The sequence below is a fragment of the Haloferula sp. BvORR071 genome, from assembly GCF_000739615.1.
Classification (GTDB): Bacteria; Verrucomicrobiota; Verrucomicrobiia; order Verrucomicrobiales; family Akkermansiaceae; genus Haloferula.
In genome coordinates this window covers 126,364-151,655 of the sequence record NZ_BATP01000007.1, presented here as the reverse complement: position 1 = coordinate 151,655, position 25,292 = coordinate 126,364, and the positions used below count along the sequence as shown (strand labels likewise).

Here is a 25,292-nt window from a genome sequence, read left to right as displayed (position 1 = left end):
TCGTTAGGACGCGGGGTCACTGCAGGAATCGCCGGGAACTTGTCCGACGCCCCCAAAGCGTCTGCGCCGCCAAGGGCAATATCGTCCACTACGCCGATAGCCTCAACAGCGCAGCATAAGCACCATCGCTCCCATCCCGCTGCGGCAGAGCCTGACGCTCCTCCTCCAGCTTCAACTCCGGGTGCTCTTCCAGCAGCGCTGCGATCAGCTCCTGATTCTCCTCCTTCTCCACCGAGCAGGTTGAATAAACCAGCCGCCCACCCGGCTTCAGGCAAGGCAGGGCGTTCTCAATGATCTTCCGCTGCAGCACCCGCAGATCCCGCAGATCCTCCGGCCGCAAGCGCCAGCGTACATCCACCCGACGCCGGAACACCCCGGTATTCGAGCAAGGCACATCCAGCAGGATCGCATCAAAGGCACCTAGCCACTTCTCCGGCGCGGGAGTCGCCCAGTCATGCACCTCGATCTTCGCCTCACCACAGTGCAAGCGCTCCAGGTTCTGCTGTAGCCGGGGCAAGCGCTTCTCGTTGGAATCCGTGCAAGTCAGCGTCGCCGCACCGCCGAGTGCAGTCGCGATCAGGAAAGCCTTGCCGCCCGGAGCAGCACAGGCATCCAGCACTTGCTCGCCGACCTGGGGGGCCAGTAGCTCCACGGAGTGCCGTGTGGCCGTGTCCTGAATATAGATCGCGCCCTTGGCCAGCAGTTCGCCCGGGATCGGACCCTCGATCTTGATGAAGCCCGGCGGCAGCTCCAGTGCTGGACTGGATTCCACTTCAAAACCGTCCTCGTCGATGCTATCCGGCCGAGGCTCGGCATCGGAGCTCGCGGTAAGCGTGGAGGGCGGCCCCTCGATTCCCGCCAGCGGGTTCCAACGGGCATAGACCGGCGCCGGCTCGTTGTTGAAACCCATCAGCGCGATCGCCTCCTCCTTGCCGAAGGCCTTCTTCCACCGCTTGTAGAGCCAATCCGGGTGCGAATAAATCACCTCCGGCGGCACCCCGTCGAAATCGAACAGCTTCTTCTTCGACGAAGCCGCGCGGCGCATCACCGCATTGATCAGCCCACGGGCACCGCTCTTGCCCAGCTCCACCGTCTCGAAGACCGCGGCATGGTCCGGCAGCTCCAGGATCAGCAATTGGCACAGCCCCACCCGCAGGATGTCCCGCGTCTCGTCATCCAGCTTGCCCTTTCGGAGCTGGGCGATCCAGTGGTCCAGCAAGCGCAGGTTCCGCAGCACCCCCAGCGTGATCGCATTCAGCAGTGCCCGGTCCGCGGAGGACAAATCATTCCGAGAAGCGTGGCGCTCAATCAGGTTCTCGGCATACGCGTGCCCCTTGCTCCAGGCGCGGAGGATCGAAACGGCAGCACGGCGGGGTGATTTCATGGAAAGGAAGTCAGAGACGGAAGACCGGAAGACGACAGACGGAAGACTGGAGCCCCGGGGAAGGGGAGGGAAGGCTGGCGGGGCGGAGGTTTCAAGCTTTCTGGGGAGGATTCTCGAAGTTGATTCCCTTAGGCGCCGTCTTCAAGATGGTTTCGTTCTCCTTAAACTCCATGTGTCGTTTTGCCCTCGCGACGTTAGTCTCCCGAAGACGCTGAATGAATTGCGAGTAACCGGTTCCGTCGTTCAATGTATGATCACTGCAATATTGGATCTTGTACCTATCCGAATGAAGAGCGGACCAAAACACTCGAACGTGGGAGTAGCGCTCGGCAGCAAGGATTCTGAGGGTTTCTATAGTGTTTGACTCGCTGGTGTCCGTCCCAAAAAGAACTGCGACGATCGCTTCCGGCGGGATGCTGACAGTGTCCCGATACCTTGCACTCTCACATTCTTCCAAGCGCTTGCCTGCTCGCAGGCAAGCGGAACATGCACTGCGAAACTTGGAACAATTTCCTGAGCCTATTTCCTTCGACAAGTCGTAGATCATTCGAACCTCGTTCTCGTGCTTCCAAGCAGGCGATTTGTGGGTCAGAATTCTAAGAATGTGGTCGTTCTGGATTTCAGGATAGACGTGCGAAGGAATCCACAGGTGGGATTCGGGCTGCTGTTGAAATGGCAGCCCGTCGTGATCCAGAAGAGGAGACGCTGCTTCAAGGTAGGTATCGTAGAGGTGTGGCGGTAATGCCTCGCGCTCGCCCTTGTAGTCGACGGGGAATCCGCCTAGCTTGATTCCGTTGTGAAACTTCGTCGGGTCGAAAGCTAGGCAAATTCCCTGAAACGAATCCGAGTAGTGAGCCCACATCAAGGTGATCTCCTCCTTTGACTCTGGGGAGGGAGCGTCAAGGTCGGCGATGTCCAGAGAGAAGCTGGAGACTCGATATTTCTCGTGCAGCACCTCGAAAACCCTTTGGTTGTGTTGGTCCGCCAAGCCGCGGTGGGTGTCAACCGGGCCAATGTTCGGCTCTTCGAGCTTAGGCATATGGCCGATAGGAACCAACTCGCCGCTCTCCATCGCAGCTACAATGGGCATGCCTGACATCATTTCGTCTCGTTTGGCGATGTTTGCCCTGTGCCGCTTTTGGTGGGCATCCGTCCAAGCTGGCCGCATCTCAAATGGATCGTTCAGATCTAGGGGGCTTGTGATGAACAGAGAGTTATAGCGAAGGATCGCAATTGCTCCGTCGGCGCCGCTGAACTTGAAGAGAGTTTTGGTGTCGGATGCCACGGCACAATGGCCGCTTACCCAAATACGTTCCGCAAGGATTTTCGCCAGAAGCTCTCCAGAATCGCTTTATATAAGGCCGGATGGAAATCTAAAAATCCTCGCTTTTTCATGCATCCAAGCGGAATCTGCCATTACAATGAGTTCCGTTAGCGTCACGTTCGACACAAACGTCTTCAGTCACATCGTTCGTCCCGATAGCTGCAAAGAAATCGCCTTGAAAGAGGTCTGCGTCAGAATCGCAGATGAAATTGTGCGGAAGCGGGTCATGCCGCACGTTTCTGAAACCATCTTCAATTTGGAGGGGATTGAACGGAAGGATCGACAAAGTTACTTCGGTAACTATCGCCCAGCCACCTCCCTTCAAACCCGTTCGACGGAGAACCCTGGCGAAGTTTGTGGAACTTTCTGCATCAGCCCTAACATGCAGGGCCGACCCGAAAGTAACCCCATTCTGGCGGAGAAACTGGAAAAGGCTCGGGAAATGGGATTCCGAGTACTTTCTGCTCCTAGGATCGGACTTCCAAGATCACCACTCTTGTTCGATTCGGATTTCGGCCCGAGAACGAACGAGGAAATGGGAGCCCAACAGGAACTCTTCTTTAAAGCCGGGAGGTTTGTCGAATCCTTGGGCGGGGGTTTTGTTGCGGCGAAAGCGATCGGAGACAAGTATCGGACAACGGAGGATGTGTGGTATGAAGCACTGAAACATGCTTCGAAAAACGACGCTGCTGCTGCCATCGGCGAATGGTCGGATGGCGATTCAATTGCGACCCACATAGGTTATGGGCTGGACTACTTCTGCACGCGCGATGAAGCAAAAAGCGCGGGTTCGAAGTCCGTATTTTCTGCCTCCAATCGCGCTGCATTGACCGGCCAGTTTGGCATTAAATTCATTACCCCAGCAGAGCTCCTAAGCCTGCTTGAAGCCTAGCATAGTCAATTGGCCTGCCGACGCTCTTGTGGAGTCTGCCGCCAGGATATAAAAAATAAAGAGGCGCGAGCCCATGCCCGCGCCTATCGCTGGGGTCCGTCTTTGAATTTTGAAAAGTGCCGAGGGGTACTGCTTTTTCCTCGTTGTGAATTCGCAAGAACCTTCCGCATCCTTCCTGATACAGCCCCGCTTCAAATCCGCAGGCGGCCGCCGTCAGCCCCTCACTTCCCCAGCGGTTCGATCGTCACGCTCAGGTTCAGCGGCAGTGACGCGCTGGTGCTGCCTGCTTTCTGTTCCGATTCGGTTTTCAGTCTGCCGACCAAGTCCATGCGCATCCGCGCCGGCTGGTCGAGGTTCACGATGAGCAGGCCCTTGAGGCCGCCCTCGGCTTTCGCGATGCTGCCGTCGGGAGCTTCGGTTTCGCCGCCGCCGTTGATCACGCAATCGATCGTCGCTTGGCGGCTGCCATCGGCGGCCTTGCCGAGTTCGCGCAGCTTCATGATCCCGACCACCTGCGGGTTCGGGATGTCGCGCTGCAGCGAGCTGCTGATAAACCACGGAGTGAAGTTCCAGGTTTCGCCCACCGCGACCCTCCGCCCGGGCAACCACTTGCGGTTCTCAAATCCCGCGAGTTCGTCGAGCTGCTGGACCACATCGCCGGTCGCGGGCCTGTCGGCCAAGGTGAAAATCCACTTGCCAGCAGCGTCGCGAAGCCCGGCCGCCACCTTGTGGTCGAGTGGCCCCGCGCTGGTCTCGGACTTGCCGTCGACGGCGGTCGTGATGCGGTCCTGCAAGAAGCGGCAGGTCACTTCGCCGCCCGTGCTGTCGGGTTTCATCGTCCGCTCCACGACCCGCGTCCGCGTGATGTCGACGCTCTGGCGGAGGGTGTCCTTTGCTCCCGACCTGGTCACGATGCCGCCCTTGGTTCCGGTGGTCGCTTGGATTTTCAAGGCCAGCTTTTCATCCGGGTTCGCCAGCATCACGGATTCTTCGGCGTGCACGGAGCCCAGAAACAGACCGGCGAGGAGGAGGGAGAAAGCATTGCGACTCATGGTGGCATTCCAGTGTCGCGGCCGGGTCGGATCAAGCTCTATCCAGAGGGCGAGATCGTTGGGTCCGGGACCTGCTCCTCTCCGGATCCTTCAGGTATCCCATTCCAATCCTGAGCGCCTCGCTGCAAATTTGCAGGTTGCGAGGGTCCGGGAAATTGCCAAGTTACTAGGTGGCATTTCCTGTCCGTGGCGAGGAAGGGGAAGTGGCAGCCAGTGGAATCCATCAACCTGATTTCTGATCATGAAAACACTCACCAGCACTCTCATCTCGGCCGCCCTTGCGGTGCTTGCCTCCAGCGCATTCGCAGCGGATGAAGGCAAAGAGAAAGAAAAGGACAAAGACAAGGCCGTCACCCTGGAAGGCAGCGCCACTTGCGCGAAGTGCGACCTGGGAACCGCGGACAAGTGTGCCACCGTCCTGCAAGTGAAGGACGGCGACAAAACGGAGACCTATTACGTCACCGGCGAACCCGACAAAGACTTCCACAAGAAGGTCTGCAAGACCGCCAAGGACGCGAAGGCTACCGGCAAGGTCACCGAGAAGGATGGCAAGAAGATGCTCGAAGTCACCTCAATCGAGGTGGTGACCAAGAAGTGAGCAAGGCGGCCCTGTGACCAGGGCCTCACCTTTCCACCACCCTGAAATACGACTGCCTCCCGAGGTTCTCCGGCTGGATCCGAAGGAATTGTAGCGGCATCACTTCCACCTCCTTCAGATCTGTCCACTCATCCAGGTCATCCGACCTCTGCAGCCAATACTCCCGCCCGCGGGTCAGATGACTGAGTGGCATGTAGAGTTCTCCGGTATCCGTCCGCACCAGCGTCTCGCCAATCCGCGGCGCTAGCTCCACCGGCGCATCGTCCAGTTGCAGCTGATACATTCTCGGTGAGCTGTAGGCATCCTGGAAGCGGACTTCCACGAAGATCCGCAGCGGCGCGCTGTAGCGCGCGCCGAGGTATTCCACTGAGCTCAGCAGCTCACCTTGAAACATGTCACCGAAGCCAAGCATGCGGTAGTAGCGGCCCTCGTGCTTGCGGTAGAGCACGCCGCCCGCCATCAGGAAAACATGGCCATCCCTCGTCCGGTAGGGGGTGCCACTCACGGAGAGCGCGGTATTCACCGGCTGCACCGGTCCGGGCAGCTCGGCGTCGATCAGGCCATTCGCATCATAGCGCAGCAGGGTGTGGCCGATAGCCTGTTTGACCAGAACTTCAAGGCGGCCTTGCGGATCGAACTCGACCCGCTCGATCGCGGTGGCGGGGCCGGCGGAAAAAGCATCGTTGACCCCCATCACCCGCGTCACCGGACCGCCATTGAAGCTGGCCAGCACCTGCGCCCCGGACCGCCCGCTAAGGGTCGCGCGGAAGGCATAGCTGGAGCCCTCGGCCGTGAGGAGAGCGGGGGAGTTCCAATAGGGAGCACTGCCGCTCGGGGCGACTACTTGCGTGCCTTGGTTGAGCAGTTCGCTCAGGACCCCGTTCTTCATCTCGAAGACCGCATAGCTGTTCCCGCTGCCGGATGCGGTTAAAACCAAACGGTCGCCCGACCAGCAGCAAGAGCGCAACGCCAGCGCCTGAGGCCAGAAGAGCTTCAGCTGGGCGAGCGTGACCAGATCGGTGAAGCCCATGCCATTGTAGCTGCGGATGCGCTCCGGATTGATGTCGTCGTTGGTATTGTGGACGAGGATCTTGTCCGCCGGGTGATAGGTGCCGTTGTAGGCATTGAAATCAGCCACCGGCACTCCGCCTGCCAGATAGCGGGCCCGGCGTCCGCCACCACTGGAGGCCAGGAAATGGTAGTCGGGCCCTGCCACCAGCAATTCCCCGCTGTCGCTGCGCGAGCCGAAGTAAGTCGCCGTGCCGTAGGCGGGCGCCAGCTTCTGGTCCACGGGCAGCGGGATCGAGGGCAGGGTCTCGAAGCTGAAGTTATCCATCGACCACAGGCGGGTAGGCACTTGCAGCTTCACGATGTCCGTGAACTCGGCGGGAAACTGGAAGTGCTGGAAGTCCACCGCGCCGCCGGGGCCGTCGCGCACGCCATCGAGCGTCACGGTGAATTCCACGGTTTCACCGTCCGGCTTCTCGCCCATGAAAACGATCGGCTCCGGCGCGCCTACCGAGATGCTGTACTCCGCCAGATCCACGGCCAGCGGCGTGAAGGTGCGGCCTTCTTCATGCACCACCGTGAGGCCTTCCAGATGATTGGTGGTCGGCGTGCCGTTGCTGACTTCGTTCATGCCAGTGCCATCCGACACGCAGATCGCGCCGCTGGCATTGGTGAAGAGCAGACCATCGCGGACCCAGCCCCAGTGGCAGCCGCTGGGCTCGGTGCCGAAATCCTGAAGGCCCATCGCGGCAGGACAGGGAGTTGGCAGTGCCCACAGCAACGGGAGCGCGATCGCAAGGGGGCAGGGGATTGTCAGAAGTTGCTTCATCCGTGGAGCGCGGAGCGGGGGAGATATGGACTTCGGTATCACGCCGCTGCCCGCGCTCAAGGTCCGAGCCTTGGCTCATGTGAAATTCACGGAGGATTCAAAGAAGTTCGGACAAAAAAGAGGCGCGAGCCAAAGCCCGCGCCTCTTCATTCAAAACTTCTGCCTCCGGCTTATCGGCCGATCGAGTAATACTCCAGGCCCGCTGCCTTCGCATCCTTCGGATCGATCAGATTGCGGCCGTCGAACACCAGCGGGGTCCGCAGGCGCTTCTTGATCTCAAGCAGATCCGCCTTCGCGAAGGCCGGCCACTCGGTGCCGATGACCAAGGCGTCGGCACCATCCAAGGTCTCATACATGTCGGTATGATAGGTGATGGCACCTTCGAGCTCGCCGAACTTCTGGGCAGTGCCGAGGGCTTCCGGGTCGGTAGCGGCCACGACGGCACCTTCCTTGAGGATCTTCTGGCAGAGCTTGATCGCCACGGACTCGCGGACGTCGTCGGTGTTCTGCTTGAAGGCCAGACCCCAGAGGGCGATCTTCTTCTCGCGGAAGACCCAGAGCTTCTCGCGGATCTTGTTAAGGAAACGGTCGAGCTGGTGGGCGTTGATGTTTTCCACTTCCTTGAGCAGGCCGAAGGGCTGGCCGAGGGTCTCGGAGATGTGGATGAAGGCCTTGATGTCCTTCGGGAAGCAGGAGCCGCCGTAGCCGAGACCGGCGTTCAGGAAGGCGCGGCCGATCCGCTTGTCCATGCCGATGCCTTCGGCGACCTTCTCCACGTCGGCGCCGGAGGCCTCGCAGATATTGGCCACGGCATTGATGTAGGAAATCTTGAGCGCCAGGAAGGAGTTGGCGGCGTGCTTGATCAGCTCCGCGGAGTTGATGTCGGTCACCAGCACCGGAGCCACGAAGGGCTCATAAATCTTCTGCATGTAGGCCAGCGCGCGGTCGTCATTCGAGCCGATCACCACGCGGTCCGGGTGCAGCAGGTCATCCACGGCGCAACCTTCGCGCAGGAACTCGGGATTCGACACCACGCCGAACTCAACACCGGCGGGAGCGTAGCGGCGCACGGTCTGCTCGACCTTGTCACCGGTCTTCACCGGCACCGTGGACTTGTCCACGATCACGCGGTAGCCGAGCTCCGGGGTCAGGCACTGGGCGATCTCACGGGCGACCTTCTCGATGAAGGAGAGGTCCACGGAACCATCCGGCTGCGGCGGGGTCGGCACGGCGATGAAGATGACATCGCTGTTCTTCACGCCTTCCTCGGTGGAGGTGGTGAACTTCAGGCGGCCGGCGGCCACATTCGACTTCACCAGCTCTTCCAAGCCCGGCTCATAGATTGGCACTTTGCCTGCAAGGAGGGTGGCGACCTTCTCGGGGTTGTTGTCGACGCAGGTGACTTCGTGGCCGACTTCCGCAAAGCAAGTCCCGGAGGTGAGGCCGACATAGCCGGTCCCGATGATGCTGATTTTCATGTTCTTCTGGGGGGGTGGGTGAACGCGCGGTCATCTAGCAGCCAGCGGACCAGCTTGCAAGCTCCGCGAACGCGTAGGTTGGGTTGTATTTCACTGGAATTGCTTCCAAAAGAGATTAATTGCGATCCCGAAGCCGATTACGGCGACAATGACACGCACCGCCGTGGCTGGAATCCGCTGGGCGAAGTGGGCACCCAGGAAGTAGCCGGGCAGGGAGCCGAGGACCAGCCAGCCGGCTAGGTGCCAGTCCACGCTGTCCTTGCTGATGAACCAGATCACGGACGCGATATTGCACAGCAGCGCCAGCAGCGACTTCAGGGCGTTGATGCGATTCAGGTCCTTCAGGCCCAGCAGGCTGAGCCCCGCCAGCATCATGATCCCGATCCCCGCGCCGAAGTAGCCGCCATAGACCGCGACGCCCGTTTGAAAGGCCACGCCCCAAGGCTGGGGCCGCTCCGGCTCGCTTTCCCCGGCATGCTCCCCGCGCATGCGCTTCAGCCGGCGCTGGATCGGCGCATTCAGCAGAAAGAGGGCGGTGGCCATCAGCAGCAGCCAGGGGACCACCGCCTTGAAGACCTTCGGATCGAGCGCCAGCAGCAGCACCCCGCCGCCAAGACCACCGAGCACGCTGGCGATGCCCAGTGGCAGGATCCACGGCTTCATTTCCGCCAGGTGCTTGCGAAAGGCCCACACGCTGCCCGGCATGCCGATGAAGAGCGCCACCGTGGAAGTCGTATTCGCCATCACCGGGCTGAGACCTGCAGCCATCAGCGCGGGGAAGGTCAGCATCGTCCCGCCGCCCGCCACGGCATTCATCACCGCCGCCAGGAAGCCGGCGGCGAGGACGATCCATTCGTGTTGACTGGGCACGCGGGGAGGAAGAGGGAAAAGGCGGGAGCGGGCAAGAGTGGAAGGTCGGAGCCCGAAGCTGCAGCCCTCTGCCAACCCGACTACTTTCCCTTCTCAAACACCTCCGTCGCCTTCTCCAGAAAAGCATCCCGCGCCTTCCATTGATCCCCGCTGGTGCACTGCACCATGAAGATCGCGATCATCCCCGTCTTCGGATTCACCGAGAGATCCGTTCCATAGGCTCCATCGTGCCCGAACATCCCATTCCGCAGATGATACCCCAAGCTGTAGTTCACATGGGTGCTGCCGGTCTGCTCCTTCCGCAGTTCATCCATGGCGGCGGGGGAGAGATAGCGCTTGCCGCCTAGCTCGCCGTTGTTCGCCAGCATCATGCCCCAGCGCAGGATGTCATGCGTGGTGGAGAAGAGTCCGCCGCCCGGCTCGGGATAGCGGTGCGTCCTGTCGCTGTAAGGCTTGGTGAGGAAAAACACATCGCCGCGCATGCAGGCGGAACCATCCTTGTTAGGCCCATAGGAACCAGCAAGCCGCGCAATCTGCGCCTCGCTCGGCCAGAAGCTCGTCTCCTTCATTTCCAGCGGATCGAAGATCCGCCGCTGCAAGAAATCCTCATAGGGCATGCCGCTGAGGATCTCCACCACCCGGGCCGCGATGTTCATTCCCTGGTTGCCATAGGCATACTTCGTCCCGGGCTCCGACTGCAGCGGGCCGGTGACGGAGGGCAGAGCGCGCGCTTTGATCGAGGTGGTATCCGCGCCTGCCACATTCTGGATCTCTGCCAAGGAGGCCAGTCCGCTGGTATGGCTCAGGACCTCACGGATCGTGACCGGGCTCGCCGGGGCTTTCAGGTAGGTGTGTTTCGAGTCCTTCTCCACGACCACCATCCACTTTTCAAACTCGGGGATGAACTTCGTCACCGGATCGTTGAGCGTCAGCTTGCCCTCATCCACCAGCGTCATGATCGAGGCCCCGACGAACATCTTCGACATCGAGGCGACCCAGAAGACATTGTCTTCACTGATCGGCTTCTTCGCTTCCACATCGGCATAACCTGCGACGTTCTTGTAGCGCACCGTGCCCTCGCGGTCGGCAACGATCCCGATGATGCCCGCGAGCTTGTGGCTATCCAGATACGGCTGGAGCGCGGAGGCGACCTCCGGGCTGGGCGGGGGCTGGGAGTCCTCCGCCGGGCTGGCGGTGGCAGTGAGCAGCAGCAGGAGGGAAAAGGCGGTGGGGCGGAAGAGGTTCACGGCTCGATCTACCCGAGGGCGAGTCGGCTTTTTTCAGCCCGATTTCGGGGACAAGGCTCGCTCTATGGTGCCTTTCGCACCGGCGGCACTACGGAATATCGCGCCATGACCGCGATGGGGGTAGAACGCGCGGCCGATTTGCGAAACTATTGGGGGTAATGATGCTGCGTTCCCTTGTCCTCTTCCTCGCTCTGGCCGGCCCCCTGGCGGCCGCCGAAAAGCCCAATATCGTGGTGCTCCTGATCGATGACATGGGCTGGGGAGACTTCTCCTGCTTCGGCAACCAGGAGGCGAAAACGCCGAACATCGACCGCTTGGCCTCGGAGGGGATCCGCTTCAAGCAGTTCTACGTGAACCAATCGATCTGCTCGCCCTCACGCTGCGCCATCGCGACCGGGCAATATCCGCAGCGCTGGAACATCACTTCATTCTTGGAGAACCGGCAGTCTAACAAGCGCCGCGGGATGGCGCAGTGGCTGGACCTGAAAGCGCCGACCTTGGCCCGATCCCTGAAGGGCGCGGGTTATGCCACCGGGCACTTCGGCAAGTGGCATCTCGGCGGCCAGCGCGATGTGGCGGATGCGCCGCTGATCACCGAATATGGTTACGACAAGAGCCTCACCAATTTCGAGGGCATGGGCCCGAAGCTCCTGCCCCTGACCATGCGTCCGAATGACAAGGAGCCCAAGAAGATCTGGCAGGATGCGGAGCGCCTTGGCGGACCCGTCACTTGGATGCAGCGCTCGCAGATTACGACCGGCTACATCGATGCCGCGCTGCCCTTCATGGACCAGGCGGTGAAGGACAAGAAGCCCTTCTACGTCGATGTCTGGCCCGATGACGTCCATTCGCCCTTCTGGCCGCCGGTGGACAAGTGGGAGCAGGGCAAGCGCGGGATGTATCTCGCCGTGCTCAAGGAAATGGACCGCCAGCTCGGCAAGCTCTTCGACCACATCCGCGATACTCCCGAGCTGAAGGACAACACCATCGTGCTCGTCTTCTCCGACAACGGCCCGGAGCCGGGTGCAGGTTCGGCCGGGCCATTCCGCGGCAAGAAGGGCAGCCTCTATGAGGGCGGGACCCGCTCGCCGCTCATCGTGTGGAGCCCATCGCTGGTGGAGAAGGCGAAGGTGGGAACCGTGAACGAGAGCTCGGTCTTCGCGGCCTTTGACCTCGCGCCTTCGCTTCTAACAATCGCGAAGGTGGATGGCGGCAAGACCACCGCCTATGACGGCGAGGACCTCTCCGCGACCATGCTCGGCAAGGCGGATGCCTCGCGCAAAGCACCCATCTTCTGGCGCCGCCCGCCGGACCGCAAGAACATTGAGGGCGCAGTCCAGCCCGACCTCGCCGTGCGCGAGGGCTCGCTGAAGCTTCTCTGCAGCTACGATGGCTCCGACACGCAGCTTTACGACCTCGCCGCCGATCCCGGCGAAGCCAAGAACCTGGCCGCCGGGCAAAAGGAGACCGCGGAGCGCCTCGCGAAGATGGCAGTAACCTGGCACCAATCGATGCCGCAAGACCGCGGCCCGGAGCTCGGAGCAAAGGCAGAGGGCAAGGAAGCGGACGAGTGAGCTGATCCGTAATTTCCCCAGCCTGCGGGGGGATTTCCCCGGGCGGTGTGGCGCGTCCGCACCGCCTCTGCCCCGGCCCCGCTCAAAACAGGCGGAATCCGGTGTTGAAAATCCCGGCTTCCGTTGCACTCTCCCCGCCCCATGTCCGACCGGAAGACACTCGATGAGCGCCAGCAAATGTCCGATATTGATCGGCTTCGCCACTCTTGCGCCCACGTGATGGCCACCGCGATCCTCCGTATTTGGCCGGATGCCCAGTTCGCCTACGGCCCGCCGATCGAGAGCGGCTTCTACTACGACTTCGAAATGAAGCACCGGATCACCCCGGACGACTTCGAGAAGATCGAGGCGGAGATGAAGAAGGTCGCGAAGGAGAACCAGAAGTTCGACTATCGCGCGATCTCCCGTGAGGAAGCGAAGGCCATGGCCGAGAGCGGCCGCCTCGGCGGTCTCTCCGAGCGCCCCGGCAACCCGAGCCGCTTCAAGCTCGACCTGATCGACAAGATCCCGGAAGGCGAGACGATTTCCTGCTTCCAGAACGGCGATTTCATTGACCTCTGTGCCGGGCCGCACGTCGGTTACACCTCGAAGTGCAAGAACGTGAAGCTGATGTCGGTCTCCTCGTCCTTCTACTTGGGCGATGAGTCGAAGGGGCAGCTCCAGCGCCTCTACGGCACGGCTTTCGAAAGTAAGGAACTGCTTGAGGAGCACCTCGTGCGCCTTGAGGAAGCGAAGAAGCGCGACCACCGCCGCCTCGGCCGTGAGCTGCACCTCTTCCACATCGATGAAGCCGTCGGGCAAGGCCTGATCCTCTGGACGCCCAAGGGTGGTCTCATCCGCCGCGCGCTGCAGGACTTCATTTCCCAAGAACTCGACAAGCAGGGCTACTCGCAGGTCTTCACGCCGCACATCGGCAAGCTCGGTCTCTACCGCACCTCCGGACACTTTCCCTACTACCAGGAGAGTCAGTATCCGCCGCTCGCGGAGCGCGAAGCACTGGAGAAGCTGGCCGATGAAGACGCGAGCTGCGCGACCCTGATCAACGGTCTCTCCGACGGCACCATCGAGGGCTACATGCTCAAGCCGATGAACTGCCCGCACCACATCAAGATCTTCGGCAGCCAGCACCGCTCCTACCGTGATCTGCCGGTGCGCCTCGCGGAATTCGGCACCGTCTATCGCTGGGAGCAATCCGGCGAGCTGGGCGGCATGACCCGCGTCCGCGGCTTCACCCAGGACGATGCCCACCTCTTCTGCACACCGGACCAAGTGGCGAAGGAACTCATCGGCTGCCTCAGCCTGGTGAAGACCGTGCTCACGACGCTCGGCATGAATGATTACCGCGTCCGTGTCGGCCTGCGCGATCCGGACAGTAGCAAGTTCACCGGCGATCCCGCCAAGTGGGACCTCGCCGAGGACGCCTGCCGCCAAGCCGCCGCCACGCTGGGCGTGCCCTTCTCGGAAGAACCCGGCGAAGCTGCCTTCTACGGCCCGAAGATCGACTTCGTGGTGAAGGACGTCATCGGTCGCGATTGGCAGCTCGGCACGGTCCAGGTGGACTACGTCCTGCCGGAGCGCTTCGACCTGAGCTACATCGGTGCGGACAATTCGCCGCACCGTCCGGTGATGATCCACCGCGCGCCCTTCGGTTCGCTGGAGCGCTTCACGGGTCTGCTGATCGAGCACTTCGAAGGTAAGTTCCCGACTTGGCTCTCCCCGGAGCAGGTCCGCATCCTGCCGATCTCTGAAAAATTCCTCGATGCCGCCCAGGAAGCCGCGACCAAGCTTGCCGAAGCCGGCGTGCGCGTGACGGTCGACGAGTCCTCCGACAAGGTCGGCGCGAAGATCCGCAACGCCCGCCTCGAGCGCATTCCCTACATGCTGGTCCTCGGCGCGAAGGAAGTGGAGGAGGGGACCGTATCCGTCCGCCACCGCGACAAGGACGACCTCGGCTCCAAGCCACTCGCCGACTTCGTCACCGACATCGTCGCCGAGATCAAGGAGCGGCGGCTGTGAAGTAGTCCGCACACGCCGTGTGCGGACGAAGCAGTTCTACCGTCTGGCAACACTAAGTGCCCCCGGGTGCGCGGCGCCTCACCCTTCCTCAATTCCGACCTCAGCGCCAGCAGGTGGTCCGCACAGCCCTCTGTGCGGCGAAGCAGTTATCACGGCCGACACCACCATCTGCCCCCGGGTGCGCTCCGATCAATCCTTCCCCGGCTTTTCCCAAGGGCGTGGGGCTGGGTCCTCTGGAAGGGACCATTCGTCCGCACAGAGGCCTGTGCGGACTACTTATCCCGAAAAATCCCGCTTGCCCGGATAGCCCTTCGGTCTTATATACTCCCCTCAGTCGCCCGCGAAGCAGGGAAAATCCCCCGCCGCCGCGCCCTATGCGACACCCGGCCACAGTGCCACCTGATGATTTTGCTGGAACGATATTCGAAAAATCCGCGAAACGGCCCCGATGGCCGTTTCCGCGATTGCAGCCTCGTATGATCTCTGATCCGGGCCGCCGTTCCACGAACCCCTTCGCAGGCGAAGGCTCGGCTCCCCCGTGCCTGCCTGTGTCGCATCGAACCTACGGAGGACAAAGCCATCGCTAAGCCATCAAAAGGAAACTTCAGGGGTCGTCAGCAGCGCGATATGACGCGCGTGAACGACCGGATCCGCGCGCCCAAGGTGCGCGTCGTCTTGTTCAACGGCGACCAGCTCGGCGTCATGAGTGCCCGCGAGGCGCTTGAAAAGGCCAAGCTGATCGGGCTCGACCTCGTCGAGATCGCGCCCAACGCGGACCCGCCCGTTTGCCGCATCGTCGATTACGGCAAGTATAAGTACGAGCAGTCCAAGCTGAAGAAGGTAAAGTCGAAGAACTCGACGCGGATGAAGGAAACGAAATTCCGCGTCGGCACCGGCCAGCACGACTACAACATCAAGATGGGCCGCGCCGAGGGTTTCCTCGCGACCGGTCACAAGGTGCGTATGGTCCTGCAGTTCCGCGGTCGTGAAAACGCTCACAAGGAGCTCGGATTCGTGATGATGAAGCGCATCATCGAGGATCTCAAGCAGATCGCCCACGTGGACCAGGAGCCGCGCCTCAATGGTCGCGCCGTCGGCATGACCCTTTCACCGCTTCCGGAACACCAGCGCAAGCGGAAGTTCCACCTCTTCCACGGTGAGTTGATCGAGGAAGACGACTTCGACGAAGACGAGGACGGCGAAGGCTTCGACGAGGAAGGGGGCAACTCCGAGGGCGATGACGCCACGGAAGCCGTTTCCTCCTCCGCGGAGACCGAGCAGGAGCAGACGCCTGCCGAGAAGGAGTAATACCGCGTGGCTGCGGCACAGGCACGGCTCTGGCTATTCGACATCGACGGCACCCTGGTGGATACCGGTGGTGCCGGGATGCGTGCCCTGCAACAGGCCACTGCGGAATGCTATGGCGGCGAAGGTCCCCCGCTGGATCTGGCGGGGAGCACCGATCTCGGGGTGCTGGCGGGGATTCTCGCGCACTTCGATCTGGCGCATGCCGAGGGAGAGGCAGAGCGCTTTTTCGCCATCTACTTGGCTCACTTGGAGCGGAACCTCGCGGCAGGTACTTGGCACGGCCGGGTTTTACCGGGAGCAGCCGGGCTTCTCGACGAACTATCGCGCCGCTCCGACATCACGATCGGACTCCTGACCGGCAATATCGCCGGCGGGGCAGGGGCCAAGATGCGCCACTACGGCTTGGATCATCATTTCCCCTTCGGGGCCTATGGCTGTGATCATGCCGACCGCAATCTATTGGGCCCCGTGGCCTTGGATCGCGCCGCCGCACATGCTGGGATGACTTTTACCGCGCAGGAAACCCTTGTGATCGGAGATACGCCAAAGGATATCGCCTGCGCCCATGCCATGGGCGCGCGCTGTCTGGCTGTGGCCACAGGCAAGTTCAGCGCCGAACAACTGCGTGCTGCCGGCGCGGATCGCGTAGTCCAGACCTTGGAAGATCCACAAATCCTCCTCGAGTTCGTAGCAGAATAGCGAGCGCCCCCAAGGGCGATATCCCCCTTGCTGCGCAGCCGCTATCGGAGTGCGCGCGAGAATCGGCGCTTTGGGGGCGAGTATCCCCACCAAAGCGACGGACAAGCTCTAGGGGGAATCCCACCCCCACCTCACACCCGGACGACGCTCGCAAACAGAGCCCCCGGACAGAGCCCCGATCTTTTGACATCCTTTTGACCCGGCTCATCGCCCGATCCGCCAAGATCGCGGCGTGATGAAAACGCCATACCGCTTCCTGCTCGCCGGCCTGATCGCCGTGCCAGCCCTCCTCGCCCAGAGCCCGGCGCCTACTCCGGCAGCTGCCGCACCGCCAACCGCCGCTCCCGCCCCGGCACCCGTGGTGGATCCCTTTGTTCGGTCGGAGTCGGAAATGACCGATGAGGAGCGCGAAGCTAGCCGCCCGAGATTCGTCTCGATCTGCTTTGAGAGCTTCTCCGTCGATCTTGCCGATGCCGCCGCCTTGCAGCGGACCGGCATGGATGACGCCAAGCTCTACAAGGAATTCATCGACCGTGTCGCCAAGGGCGAGGCAGTCCAGGAACAGTTCTCGATCGTCCGTGCCCGCTCCGGGGAGAGGGCCACGCTTGAGAGCATTTCGGAGCTGATCTACCCCACCGGATATGAGCACGGCAATGGCCCGAAGCCCGTGCAGCCCCAAAAGCTGGGCGTCCCGACCCCCGACACGTCGCCCCTTGCGACACCCACCCCGCACCCGGTCGCCGCAGCCCCGGCAGATCCGGCGGCTCCTCTGGTTGCGCCGGAAGAAGATTCCTCCGGCCGCTTCGCTCCGCCCTTGGGGACCTCGTATGAGACCCGCAATGTTGGCACCACCATCGAAATCGAGCCCACCATCGGCGCGAACAATCAAATTATCGACCTGCGCTTCGCACCGGATACCGTGACTTATGCGGGCCGCTCGAAATGGAGCAAGGGCCCCTCCGAGACCGAGATGCCCACTTTCGAATCCCAGCGTGTCACCACCGCTCTCACCCTGCGCGACCGCCAGCCGATGCTGGTCGGCACGCCGAGCCGCCCGCCGGTTTCGGTCATCGATCCCAACTCCGCGAAACGGGTCTGGTTCTCCTTCATTACTCCGACCGTAGTTGCTCCCTGATGCGACCCTTTTGGACCACGCTCCTGCCCATGCTCGTCGTCGCCGCTCTGGTTCTCTGGGGCGGCGAACGACTGGCGCGGCGAACCCATGAGGAGCGGGTCGCCGCCGATCGCGGGCGCCTCTTCGACTTCTCGGCGGCCATGCGCGTTGAGCTCGATCGCCTGGACCGGCTCTACTCGGATCATCTCGATGACATCGCCGTGAACGGTGAATGGCTCCCGCCCAAGAGCCTGGCCAAGCGCTGCGAAAACCTGATGGGCCTGCGCACCTGCCAGATCTTCTCCAACGGCCAACGGATCAAAGAGGCCGAAGGCATGAAGCCGCCGGTAGGCAGCTTGCTGAAGATCCCTCAGGTCCTTGCGGAAGGAGAGGAAGGTCGCTTGGTCCCACGCAATGCGGTGATCCTTCCGAAGGAACTGCTCAGCGCCACCACCTGCGGCAGCGGCTGGTTGTCCGGTCCGGATGCCAGCCACCGCGTCTATTGGTGGCGGGACCGCGGTCTCGTGGTGAGCTTCACCATCGACCAAGAGGAACTGCACGCTTGCCTGCGCAAGCACTTCGCCACCTGGTCGCGGACTTCCTTCACACCCTTGGAGCAAGCTGGCGAATTCGTCGCGGTGGAAGGCCCCGGCGGCGCTGAGTGGCTGGCCTCGGCCAAGGATACGCGCACCGGTCCGGCGGCGCTGGTCATTCCTCATCGCAATGGCTTGGGCGAATGGCAGCTGCTCGCTTGGGACAAGTTGAAGGTGACTCCTGAACACGACAGCGCGACCCTGGTGATCGCCTGTGGCATCGCTGCCATGCTGCTGATGACCGGCATCCTGCTCCGCAACCAGCAAGCCCGTGCCCTGCGCCTCGCGGAGGAACGCGTCTCCTTTGTGAACCGCGTCTCGCACGAGCTCGGCACACCGCTCACCAACATCCTGCTCAATCTCGATCTAACAGGGCGCGCTCTCGAAGTTCGCCCCGCCGAGGCCCGCCGCCGTCTCGATCTCGTGAATGAGGAAGTGCAGCGCCTCGGACGCCTCGTCTCGAACGTGCTCACCTTCTCCCGCGGCGAGCGCAAGACCCTCGAGCTGCGTTCAGCTCCCTGCATTCCGGACGAAGTGATCGCCGGCGTGCTTGCCCAATTCCAGCCATCCCTGGACCGCCGCAAGGTGACCGTCGAATGGCAGCGCGGGGCAGGGGAGAGCGTGCGGCTCGATCCCGATGCCTTGGCGCAGATCACCGGCAATTTGATTTCAAACGTGGAGAAGTATGCCAGCACCGGCGCTTGGCTGGGCATCGAGACCAGCATGACCGCCGATCGCCTGCGCCTCCGCGTCAACGATCGTGGTCCGGGTATTCCATCGCAGCAGCGCGAGAAAATCTTCGAAGCCTTCGAGCGCGTCCACCGTGGCGTTAATGAAGGCTCCAGCGGCACCGGCCTGGGCCTGGCCATCGCGCGCGACCTCGCCCGCCGCATGCAGGGCGAGTTGCTGCTGGTGCATGGCGGCAGCGGTGCCTGCTTCGAACTAGACCTGCCTTTGCCACCCCGATTGGTGGTCTTGGATCAACCCAAGGAATCCGCATGACTATCCTCCTGGCCGAAGACGATCCCCTGACCCTCGAAGCGCTCGACGCCTGCATGCGCGACGAGGGCTTCCACACGCTGACCGCCGCGGATGGCAAAGCAGCCCTTGAATTGTGGTCGGAGCACCGGCCGCAATTGCTCTGCCTGGACATCATGATGCCAGAGATCGATGGCTTCGAAGTCTGCCGCCGCGTCCGCGCCGCGGATCCCGCGGTGCCCATCCTCTTTCTCTCCGCAAAGAACGAGGAACTCGACGTAGTAGTTGGCCTCGGGCTGGGGGCGGATGACTTCATCCGCAAGCCCTTCACCCGCGCCGAGGTCATGGCCCGCATCCGCGCCGCCCTTCGCCGCGTCCATCCCGTGAATGACAAGGGCCGCAGCCTGCGTATGCTCGATCTAACAGTCTATCCCGATGCCCTTACTGCCGAGCGCGGTGGCCGCGAGATTGAGCTCACTCGTCGCGAGGTCTCCATGCTCGAATTGCTCCATCGCAACGTCGGCCTGCCCGTCAGCCGTGACGCCTTCCTCGACGAGTGCTGGGGCATGGATTACTTCCCCGACTCCCGCACCCTCGACCAGCACGTGCTGATGTTGCGCAAGAAGATCGAGGCCGACCCGGCTAATCCCGAGATCATCGCCACCGTCCGCGGCACCGGCTATCGCTACGGCGGGTGAAGCAGTCCGAAGGTAGTCCGCTCAGTCCCCTGAGCGGACGAAGCAGTTCTAAAGTCTGACCTCACCCCAAGCCCCCGGGCAAATCCCCGCACCACCAGGTAGCCGTGCTGGTGACAGCACGGAAGTAGTTCAGGCGGTGGTCTTCCCCCTAGCCCAGAACGTGGTCCGCCCAGCCCCAGTACAACCGCCTTCCGGCGAAGCCCCGTCCGAGGGAGGCGTCACCCAAGTGACCACGATCGCTTCTTCGCCGCAGAGAATACGGGTGGACCGCTTTTTTGAAGCCCTGTCACGCAACTGTGACCTTGCGAAGGGAGATTTTGATAGATACTTCATTGTCTCCTCATCAAAGGCGTTTCTCCTTCCTTTCCGGTTATGTACTCCCCCCGATCATCTCCGCCTCGTGCCAGAGCCCGCGCCCTAACCGCGCTATGCCTTCTCGGCTTGGTTTCGCCCGTCTATCTTGCACTCCGGGACCATCCGGGCGAGGGCTCCTCGGAAAAGATCCCCGCGGCAGCGCCTCCCTCGAGCCTCCCCCCTGAGGCTGCCAGTTCCCGCTTGCCGCAAGTCCCGGCCGCTCCCGGAGAGGAAGGCCTCTGGCAGGCCTTCGATACCGCGCGCCGCGCGATCCAGCCCCTGACAGCCGACGAAGCCGCCCTCCCCGACAACCTGGGCGTAACGGCATTCTCCTACCATCCCGCCCAAGACCTCGCCGCCCGCTATGCCCGGGATGGTGTCCACATCAGCGGGCGCAGCGGCACTTGGCAGGCCAACTTCCAGTACACCGGCTCCCTCGCCCCCGCGGTCTGGGAAACTTCCGGTACCCGCGCGCAGGCCGATCATGGCGACGGCGTCACCGAGTGGTTCGAGAACCGCAGCGAGGGCATCGAGCACGGCTTCATCGTGGCTCACCCTCCCGCTGCTGCCAGCGAGCCGCTCCGCATCGAAATCGAACTTGCCGGCCTGAGGGCCGAGCCGGGCGAGCAGACCGGCACGCTGGAACTGGTGGCAAACGACGGTGCCGCCAAGCTCGGCTACTCCGGCCTGAAGGTCTGGGATGCCGATGGCTCGGCCCTCGCCGCAAGCATGGCAGCTTCCGACCGGGGCATTGCGATCCAAGTCGATGATCGCAGCGCGCGCTACCCGGTCACCATCGATCCGCTGATCACCTCCTTCGAGCAAACCCTGCGGCCCGCGATCAGCGGCACCGGCTCGGCTAACGACAACTACGGCATCGCGCTGGCCATGGAGGGTAGCACCGCCCTGATCGGGGCCGCGCGGGATACCACCACCGGAGGCGCCACCAGCGGCAGTGTCTACGTGATGGAGAAAGTGAACGGAGCATGGCTCCAGAAAGCCATCCTGGCACCGGATGCGGGGAGCGCCAACAGCCTCTTCGGCTCCGGGCTGGCCATCACCGGAAATACCGTCGCGGTCGGAGCCCCCGGCGATGACGCGCCTGGCAAGACGAATACCGGCAGTGTCTATGTCTTCGCCCGGAGCGGGGCCACTTGGACCAAGCAGGCCAAGCTCACCTATGCCGCATCCATCAACCAGGAGAACTTCGGGAACAATGTGGCGCTGGACGGTGACACTCTGGTCGTCGGCCGCAAGAATTCCGGGAACTCCACGGGCGGCTTCAATATCTATGTCCGGAACGGCGATGTCTGGACTCTGCAGCAGAGCTTCCTGGGCAGTAGCGCCGTCCTTGGCTTGGGTTATTCAGTCGCCATAAGTGGCGGCACGATTGCCGCCGGAGTAACCGTGGTCGGGCAGTTCGAAACGACCCCGAATGTGAAGATCTACAACCGGAACTCCGGAGGAGTCTGGAGTGAAGGAGTCGCGATCAATCTGGTAACGGGAGACGACTCGGGATTCGGCACCAGCGTGGCGCTGCAGGGAAACACCTTGCTGATCGGCGCGCCTTCCAAGGTCGTCAGCGCCCTGAGACCGGGTGCTGCTTATGTTTACACGCGGAGCGGATCGGTGTGGACCCGGCAGGCGGAGATCTTTCCTCCCGGCGGCCTGAATGGTGACCGCTTCGGGGACAACGTGGTATTGGACGGAGACAGCGCTTTGATCGGAGAGACGGGCGCCGATATCGTCTCCTTCGATGCCGGGGCGGCCTTCGTCTATCAGCGCACCGGCACGCTGTGGAATTTCGCCTCGAAGACCACTTCCCAGAGCCCCTCCTCGAGCCAGTCCTTCGGTTCGATTGTTGCGATGTCCGGCGGTGAAGTCCTGTTCGGCCTGCCCTACATAAGCACCGCGGCAGGTTCCAATGCCGGCGTGGTGGATGCCTATCGCCTGACGGCCGGGTCACTGGCGCTTCAGGGCCGGCTGACGGCGGGCGAGGAATCCGCGAACCAGCAGTTCGGCTACTCCGTTGCCGTCTCCGGAGACACGGTGGCGATCGGGGCCGCCACAGATACCACCCTTACGGGTCCGGGAACTGGCACTGCCTATATCTTCACTCGCAGCGGTACGGACTGGACGCAGCAGGCCAGGCTCATACCTCCCGACGGCCGCACCAACTTGAACTTCGGAAAAGCGGCGGCGCTGGATGGCGACACCGTGGTTCTCGGTGCCGTGGGGCTGGGCTATGCCTATGTGCGGCAAAACGGCATCTGGAGCCTGCAGGAAAAACTCTACGCCGCCAGCACGGAGGGCATGTCGCCATCCAGCATCGCGCTGGATGGGAATACAGTGGTTCTGGGCTCTCCCAGCTTCGGCGGCAGCAGCGGCAAGGCCCACGTCTTCGCCCGCAGCGAGGGCCTGTGGGACCAGCAGGCCACGCTGGAAGAAGTGCAGCCGCGGGCCAATGCCTATTTCGGCAGCTCGGTGGCAATCCAAGATGACACCATCCTCGTCGGCGCTCCGCAGGCCGCCCTGCATCCCGGCATCGCTCATGTCTTCACCCGCAGCGATACTGTCTGGAGCCGCCAAGCTACACTCGAAGATGATGGCACCGGCGATCTCCGCTTCGGCACCTCCGTCGCGCTGAGCGGGAACCTCGCCTTGGTCGGCGCACCCGGCAGTGAAACCCTGCCGGATCCACTCCCGGCGGATGGCACCGGCGCGGCCCATCTCTTCGCCCGCAGCGGCAATACTTGGAGCCGCGTAAACCGTTTCACCCCGGAGAATGCCGCCGCCGTCCACCGCTTCGGCAAGTCCGTGGCCATGGATGGCAGCATCGCCCTGGTGGGTGCGGAGGAACGCTACACCGACGGCCCGGATTCCGATGGTGCGACTTATGTCTACGCGCGCGAAGGAGTCGTCTGGTCGCGTCAGGGCCTGATCGCCGGGGTGCCGCAGGCGGCCTCCGCCTCCTCGCTGGCGCTCAGCGGTGACACGGCGGTGGTCGCCTCCGCCAAGGAAGACTCGGTGAATCCCTTCAATAGCCTGCTCACCGCGGATATCGGGGCAGTTCGGACTTACCGCTTGAGCGGCTTCCTGCTCTCAGGTCCGGAGTCCATGCTCCTTGCCGCCTTCGATGCGGATGGCAATGGCGCGCTTTCCCTGAGCGAGTGGCTCGCTCTCCACCCCGTGCCGCCCAAGAAGGAAAAGCTCTTCCCTCTGGTCGATAGCGACCAGTCCGGCGAAGTCACGCTCGCCGAGTTCATCGCCGCCAGCTCGAACAAGGCTACCGCACGCACGACCACTGCTTGGACCTCGCGCGCCACCATCTTCCTGGAGCTCGATGCCGACCACGATGGGGTGGTGACCCGCACGGAAGTCGCCCTGATGTGGCCGCCCGGCGGATCGACCAAACCCATCGATGCCTTCTGGTCGCGTGCCCAAGGCGGCGCCGGACTCGGTCTCAAAGCCTGGGTTCAAGCCAAGGTCCTCCCGAATTTCTCCACCTACCAAGTCGCCAAAACAACCCGCGCCCAACGCACCCAGGCTGCCGATGATTTGGACAGCGATGACAACGGCATGATCACCCGCACCGAGTTCGCGGTGCTCTTCAAGAGCGGCACTGCCGCCAAGACCATCGCCGCCGCTTGGCGCGCCGCCTGCGGAACTCCCAAGCAAGGCGTGCCGCCCGTCGCCATCACGATCCAACAGTTCATCGAAGCCCCCAAGCTGCCCCCGCTTCCGAACTGAATAGCTCAACAGGTAGGGTGGGCTGCCAATCCCGCCCTGCTTGTTAGACCCCGTTCACCAGCACCGTCTGCACCGATTGCTTCGGCTGCCGCAACACCATCACCTTGCCTTGCCAGGTGATCGCATCCGCCGCCTGGTAGCGGCTTTTCCCCATCGGCTCTGTGATCCAGCCGTTCGCCTTCACACCCTTGCCTTCGAAGCGCGATAAATCGATCCGCCACTCGCGCTCCTCGCCGCCATCATTGAGGAAGACCAGCGACAGCCGCCGCTGCTTCTCATCATGCGCAGCGATCAGCGCTTCATCACCCGTCGTCAGCATCGTCGCCCCCGGCGCGATATTGCGCGTGTAGTGGCCAAGCACATGCCACTTCGCATTCGCGGGCCGCAAATTGCCACGCCGCATCTCGCCGGGAATTAGCCCCCAGCCGCCGCCATCGACTGCTTGCCAGTAAGACCACGAGGTCGGCTTCAGCGCTGCCAAGTCGCGATGAAGATTGCGCGCCATGTTCAGCCCGCTCGGATCACCATCGCCGTATTCGGAATTCCATAAGCGCTTGCCGCCTTCCACATGCACCAGCCGCTGCAGCTTCGCGCGGTCACCCTTCGCCTCCTGATAGCCGTGGACATTCACTTGGCCGATCAATGCGCGCGTCTTTGCATCAAAACTCTCCCAAGTCCGGACCGCGTGATCATAGTAAGTCTCCTCCGAAGCCGAGATCGGCAGCTTGCTTAGACCGCGCTTGTCCAGCTCCTCGCGCAGCAGCGGTAGCACCCGAGCCTGCGCGGCAGGGGACATGTGGCAGCCCTCCTGCTTGCAATCGGCGAACCACCAATCCGATACCGGCTCATTGAAAGGCGAGACACTGGTGAAGGGAATCCCCCAATCATCCGCCGCACGCCGCGCGATACTCGCCAGGTAGATCGCGAAGTTCTGCTCCTGCGCTGGCGCCAGGTTGTCGTCGCTGAACTTCGGCCCACCGGATGGATTGTCGTTGCGCGTCATCCACCACATCGGCGAGTTCGCGAAGAGCTCGAAGTGCGTGACCCCGCGCTCCTTTGCCAGCTTCAGCATGTTGCGCTGCTTGGCATCCACCGACCAATCCCAACTGTCCGATGCAGGATCACTGCTGCGATCATCCAGCCAGAAGCCTTCCATCTGCCGGTAGCGCTGGATGATCTTCGAAACCTTCATCGCCCGCTCACCGATCTTCCTCGATGCGCAGGCACCGGCATTGTAGCGCACGATGCTCAGCCCCAGCCCAGGCAGCAGCTCGTTCCCAACCCGCACCGCCTTCGTCGTGAAGAGCGCATCGGCCAGATCTGCGCGCTCGCCAAACACACCTGCCCACCAGCACAGCGACACACCCCAGCCATCCCAAGTGCCCTGCTTCGCCGCAGGATCCAGCGTCACCTTGTTGACCTCCGGCCCCGCAGCGGAAACGCGACCGGCAAAGGGCAGGCCGAAGAGATAGAGGAGTGCGCTTCGCCGCTTCATGGCGGGAGAATCTGAAAGGGTGGGGGAGAAG

18 protein-coding genes are annotated in these 25,292 nt (G+C 62.5%); 10 read left to right on the top strand and 8 right to left on the bottom strand.

Features of this window, described 5'->3' with window-relative positions; translation table 11 throughout:
* Nucleotides 1-88: 88 nt before the first annotated feature.
* Complete coding sequence (locus tag BV071_RS05955; protein ID WP_035603389.1) at nucleotides 89-1,384, bottom strand: transcription antitermination factor NusB; 1,296 nt, start codon at nucleotides 1,382-1,384, stop codon at nucleotides 89-91.
* A gap of 91 nt (nucleotides 1,385-1,475) precedes the next feature.
* Nucleotides 1,476-2,669: a DUF2971 domain-containing protein gene (locus tag BV071_RS05950; protein ID WP_035603386.1), complete on the bottom strand. Its 1,194-nt coding sequence runs from the start codon at nucleotides 2,667-2,669 to the stop codon at nucleotides 1,476-1,478.
* A gap of 136 nt (nucleotides 2,670-2,805) precedes the next feature.
* Here BV071_RS05950 and BV071_RS34705 point away from each other — a divergent pair, with 136 nt between their 5' ends.
* Nucleotides 2,806-3,600: a hypothetical protein gene (locus tag BV071_RS34705; protein WP_052572953.1), complete on the top strand. Its 795-nt coding sequence runs from the start codon at nucleotides 2,806-2,808 to the stop codon at nucleotides 3,598-3,600.
* Between the two features lie 221 nt (nucleotides 3,601-3,821).
* Here BV071_RS34705 and BV071_RS05940 read toward each other — a convergent pair whose 3' ends face one another.
* A complete protein-coding gene (locus BV071_RS05940) occupies nucleotides 3,822-4,652 on the bottom strand; it encodes a hypothetical protein (RefSeq protein ID WP_035603383.1) in 831 nt (276 codons plus the stop codon).
* Nucleotides 4,653-4,893: 241 nt separating this feature from the next.
* Between BV071_RS05940 and BV071_RS05935 the strand changes: the two genes are divergently transcribed.
* Nucleotides 4,894-5,250 carry a DUF6370 family protein gene (locus tag BV071_RS05935; RefSeq protein WP_052572952.1) on the top strand — a complete coding sequence of 119 codons (357 nt, stop codon included), beginning with the start codon at nucleotides 4,894-4,896 and terminating at the stop codon, nucleotides 5,248-5,250.
* 25 nt (nucleotides 5,251-5,275) lie between these two features.
* On the opposite strand, the gene BV071_RS05930 is transcribed toward BV071_RS05935, so the two are convergent.
* The 4 genes from BV071_RS05930 to BV071_RS05915 all read right to left on the bottom strand — a co-directional run bounded on the left by BV071_RS05930 (nucleotide 5,276) and on the right by BV071_RS05915 (nucleotide 10,682).
* Nucleotides 5,276-7,003 (bottom strand): hypothetical protein, encoded by a 1,728-nt coding sequence (locus BV071_RS05930; protein WP_035603379.1) that lies wholly within the window; start codon nucleotides 7,001-7,003, stop codon nucleotides 5,276-5,278.
* A 254-nt stretch (nucleotides 7,004-7,257) separates the two neighbouring features.
* The gene (locus tag BV071_RS05925; protein ID WP_035603376.1) at nucleotides 7,258-8,565 is read right to left on the bottom strand and encodes a UDP-glucose/GDP-mannose dehydrogenase family protein; all 1,308 of its coding nucleotides are present in this window, start codon (nucleotides 8,563-8,565) and stop codon (nucleotides 7,258-7,260) included.
* 90 nt (nucleotides 8,566-8,655) lie between these two features.
* Complete coding sequence (locus BV071_RS05920; RefSeq protein WP_035603373.1) at nucleotides 8,656-9,435, bottom strand: sulfite exporter TauE/SafE family protein; 780 nt, start codon at nucleotides 9,433-9,435, stop codon at nucleotides 8,656-8,658.
* A gap of 80 nt (nucleotides 9,436-9,515) precedes the next feature.
* Nucleotides 9,516-10,682 carry a serine hydrolase domain-containing protein gene (locus BV071_RS05915; RefSeq protein ID WP_052572951.1) on the bottom strand — a complete coding sequence of 389 codons (1,167 nt, stop codon included), beginning with the start codon at nucleotides 10,680-10,682 and terminating at the stop codon, nucleotides 9,516-9,518.
* Nucleotides 10,683-10,843: 161 nt separating this feature from the next.
* Between BV071_RS05915 and BV071_RS05910 the strand changes: the two genes are divergently transcribed.
* The 8 genes from BV071_RS05910 to BV071_RS05875 all read left to right on the top strand — a co-directional run bounded on the left by BV071_RS05910 (nucleotide 10,844) and on the right by BV071_RS05875 (nucleotide 23,766).
* Entirely contained in the window at nucleotides 10,844-12,256 is a 1,413-nt protein-coding gene (locus tag BV071_RS05910) for a sulfatase-like hydrolase/transferase (RefSeq protein WP_035603852.1), read from the top strand.
* 141 nt (nucleotides 12,257-12,397) lie between these two features.
* A complete protein-coding gene (thrS, locus tag BV071_RS05905; RefSeq protein WP_075090847.1) occupies nucleotides 12,398-14,272 on the top strand; it encodes a threonine--tRNA ligase in 1,875 nt (624 codons plus the stop codon).
* A gap of 627 nt (nucleotides 14,273-14,899) precedes the next feature.
* A complete protein-coding gene (gene infC / locus BV071_RS05900; RefSeq protein ID WP_075090846.1) occupies nucleotides 14,900-15,580 on the top strand; it encodes a translation initiation factor IF-3 in 681 nt (226 codons plus the stop codon).
* Nucleotides 15,581-15,586: 6 nt separating this feature from the next.
* Entirely contained in the window at nucleotides 15,587-16,279 is a 693-nt protein-coding gene (locus BV071_RS05895) for an HAD family hydrolase (protein WP_035603370.1), read from the top strand.
* A gap of 235 nt (nucleotides 16,280-16,514) precedes the next feature.
* Nucleotides 16,515-17,414, top strand: coding sequence for a hypothetical protein (locus BV071_RS35190; RefSeq protein WP_035603367.1), 900 nt, complete (start codon nucleotides 16,515-16,517; stop codon nucleotides 17,412-17,414).
* Nucleotides 17,414-18,988 carry a HAMP domain-containing sensor histidine kinase gene (locus BV071_RS05885; protein ID WP_035603365.1) on the top strand — a complete coding sequence of 525 codons (1,575 nt, stop codon included), beginning with the start codon at nucleotides 17,414-17,416 and terminating at the stop codon, nucleotides 18,986-18,988. The genes BV071_RS35190 and BV071_RS05885 overlap by 1 nt, the downstream gene beginning before the upstream one ends.
* Nucleotides 18,985-19,662, top strand: coding sequence for a response regulator transcription factor (locus BV071_RS05880; protein ID WP_035603363.1), 678 nt, complete (start codon nucleotides 18,985-18,987; stop codon nucleotides 19,660-19,662). Before BV071_RS05885 ends, BV071_RS05880 begins: the two co-directional genes overlap by 4 nt.
* A 555-nt stretch (nucleotides 19,663-20,217) precedes the next feature.
* A complete protein-coding gene (locus BV071_RS05875; protein ID WP_265594117.1) occupies nucleotides 20,218-23,766 on the top strand; it encodes a hypothetical protein in 3,549 nt (1,182 codons plus the stop codon).
* Nucleotides 23,767-23,809: 43 nt separating this feature from the next.
* Here BV071_RS05875 and BV071_RS05870 read toward each other — a convergent pair whose 3' ends face one another.
* Nucleotides 23,810-25,261, bottom strand: a complete 1,452-nt coding sequence (locus tag BV071_RS05870; protein ID WP_035603359.1) for a glycoside hydrolase — start codon at nucleotides 25,259-25,261, stop codon at nucleotides 23,810-23,812.
* Nucleotides 25,262-25,292 lie beyond the last annotated feature (31 nt).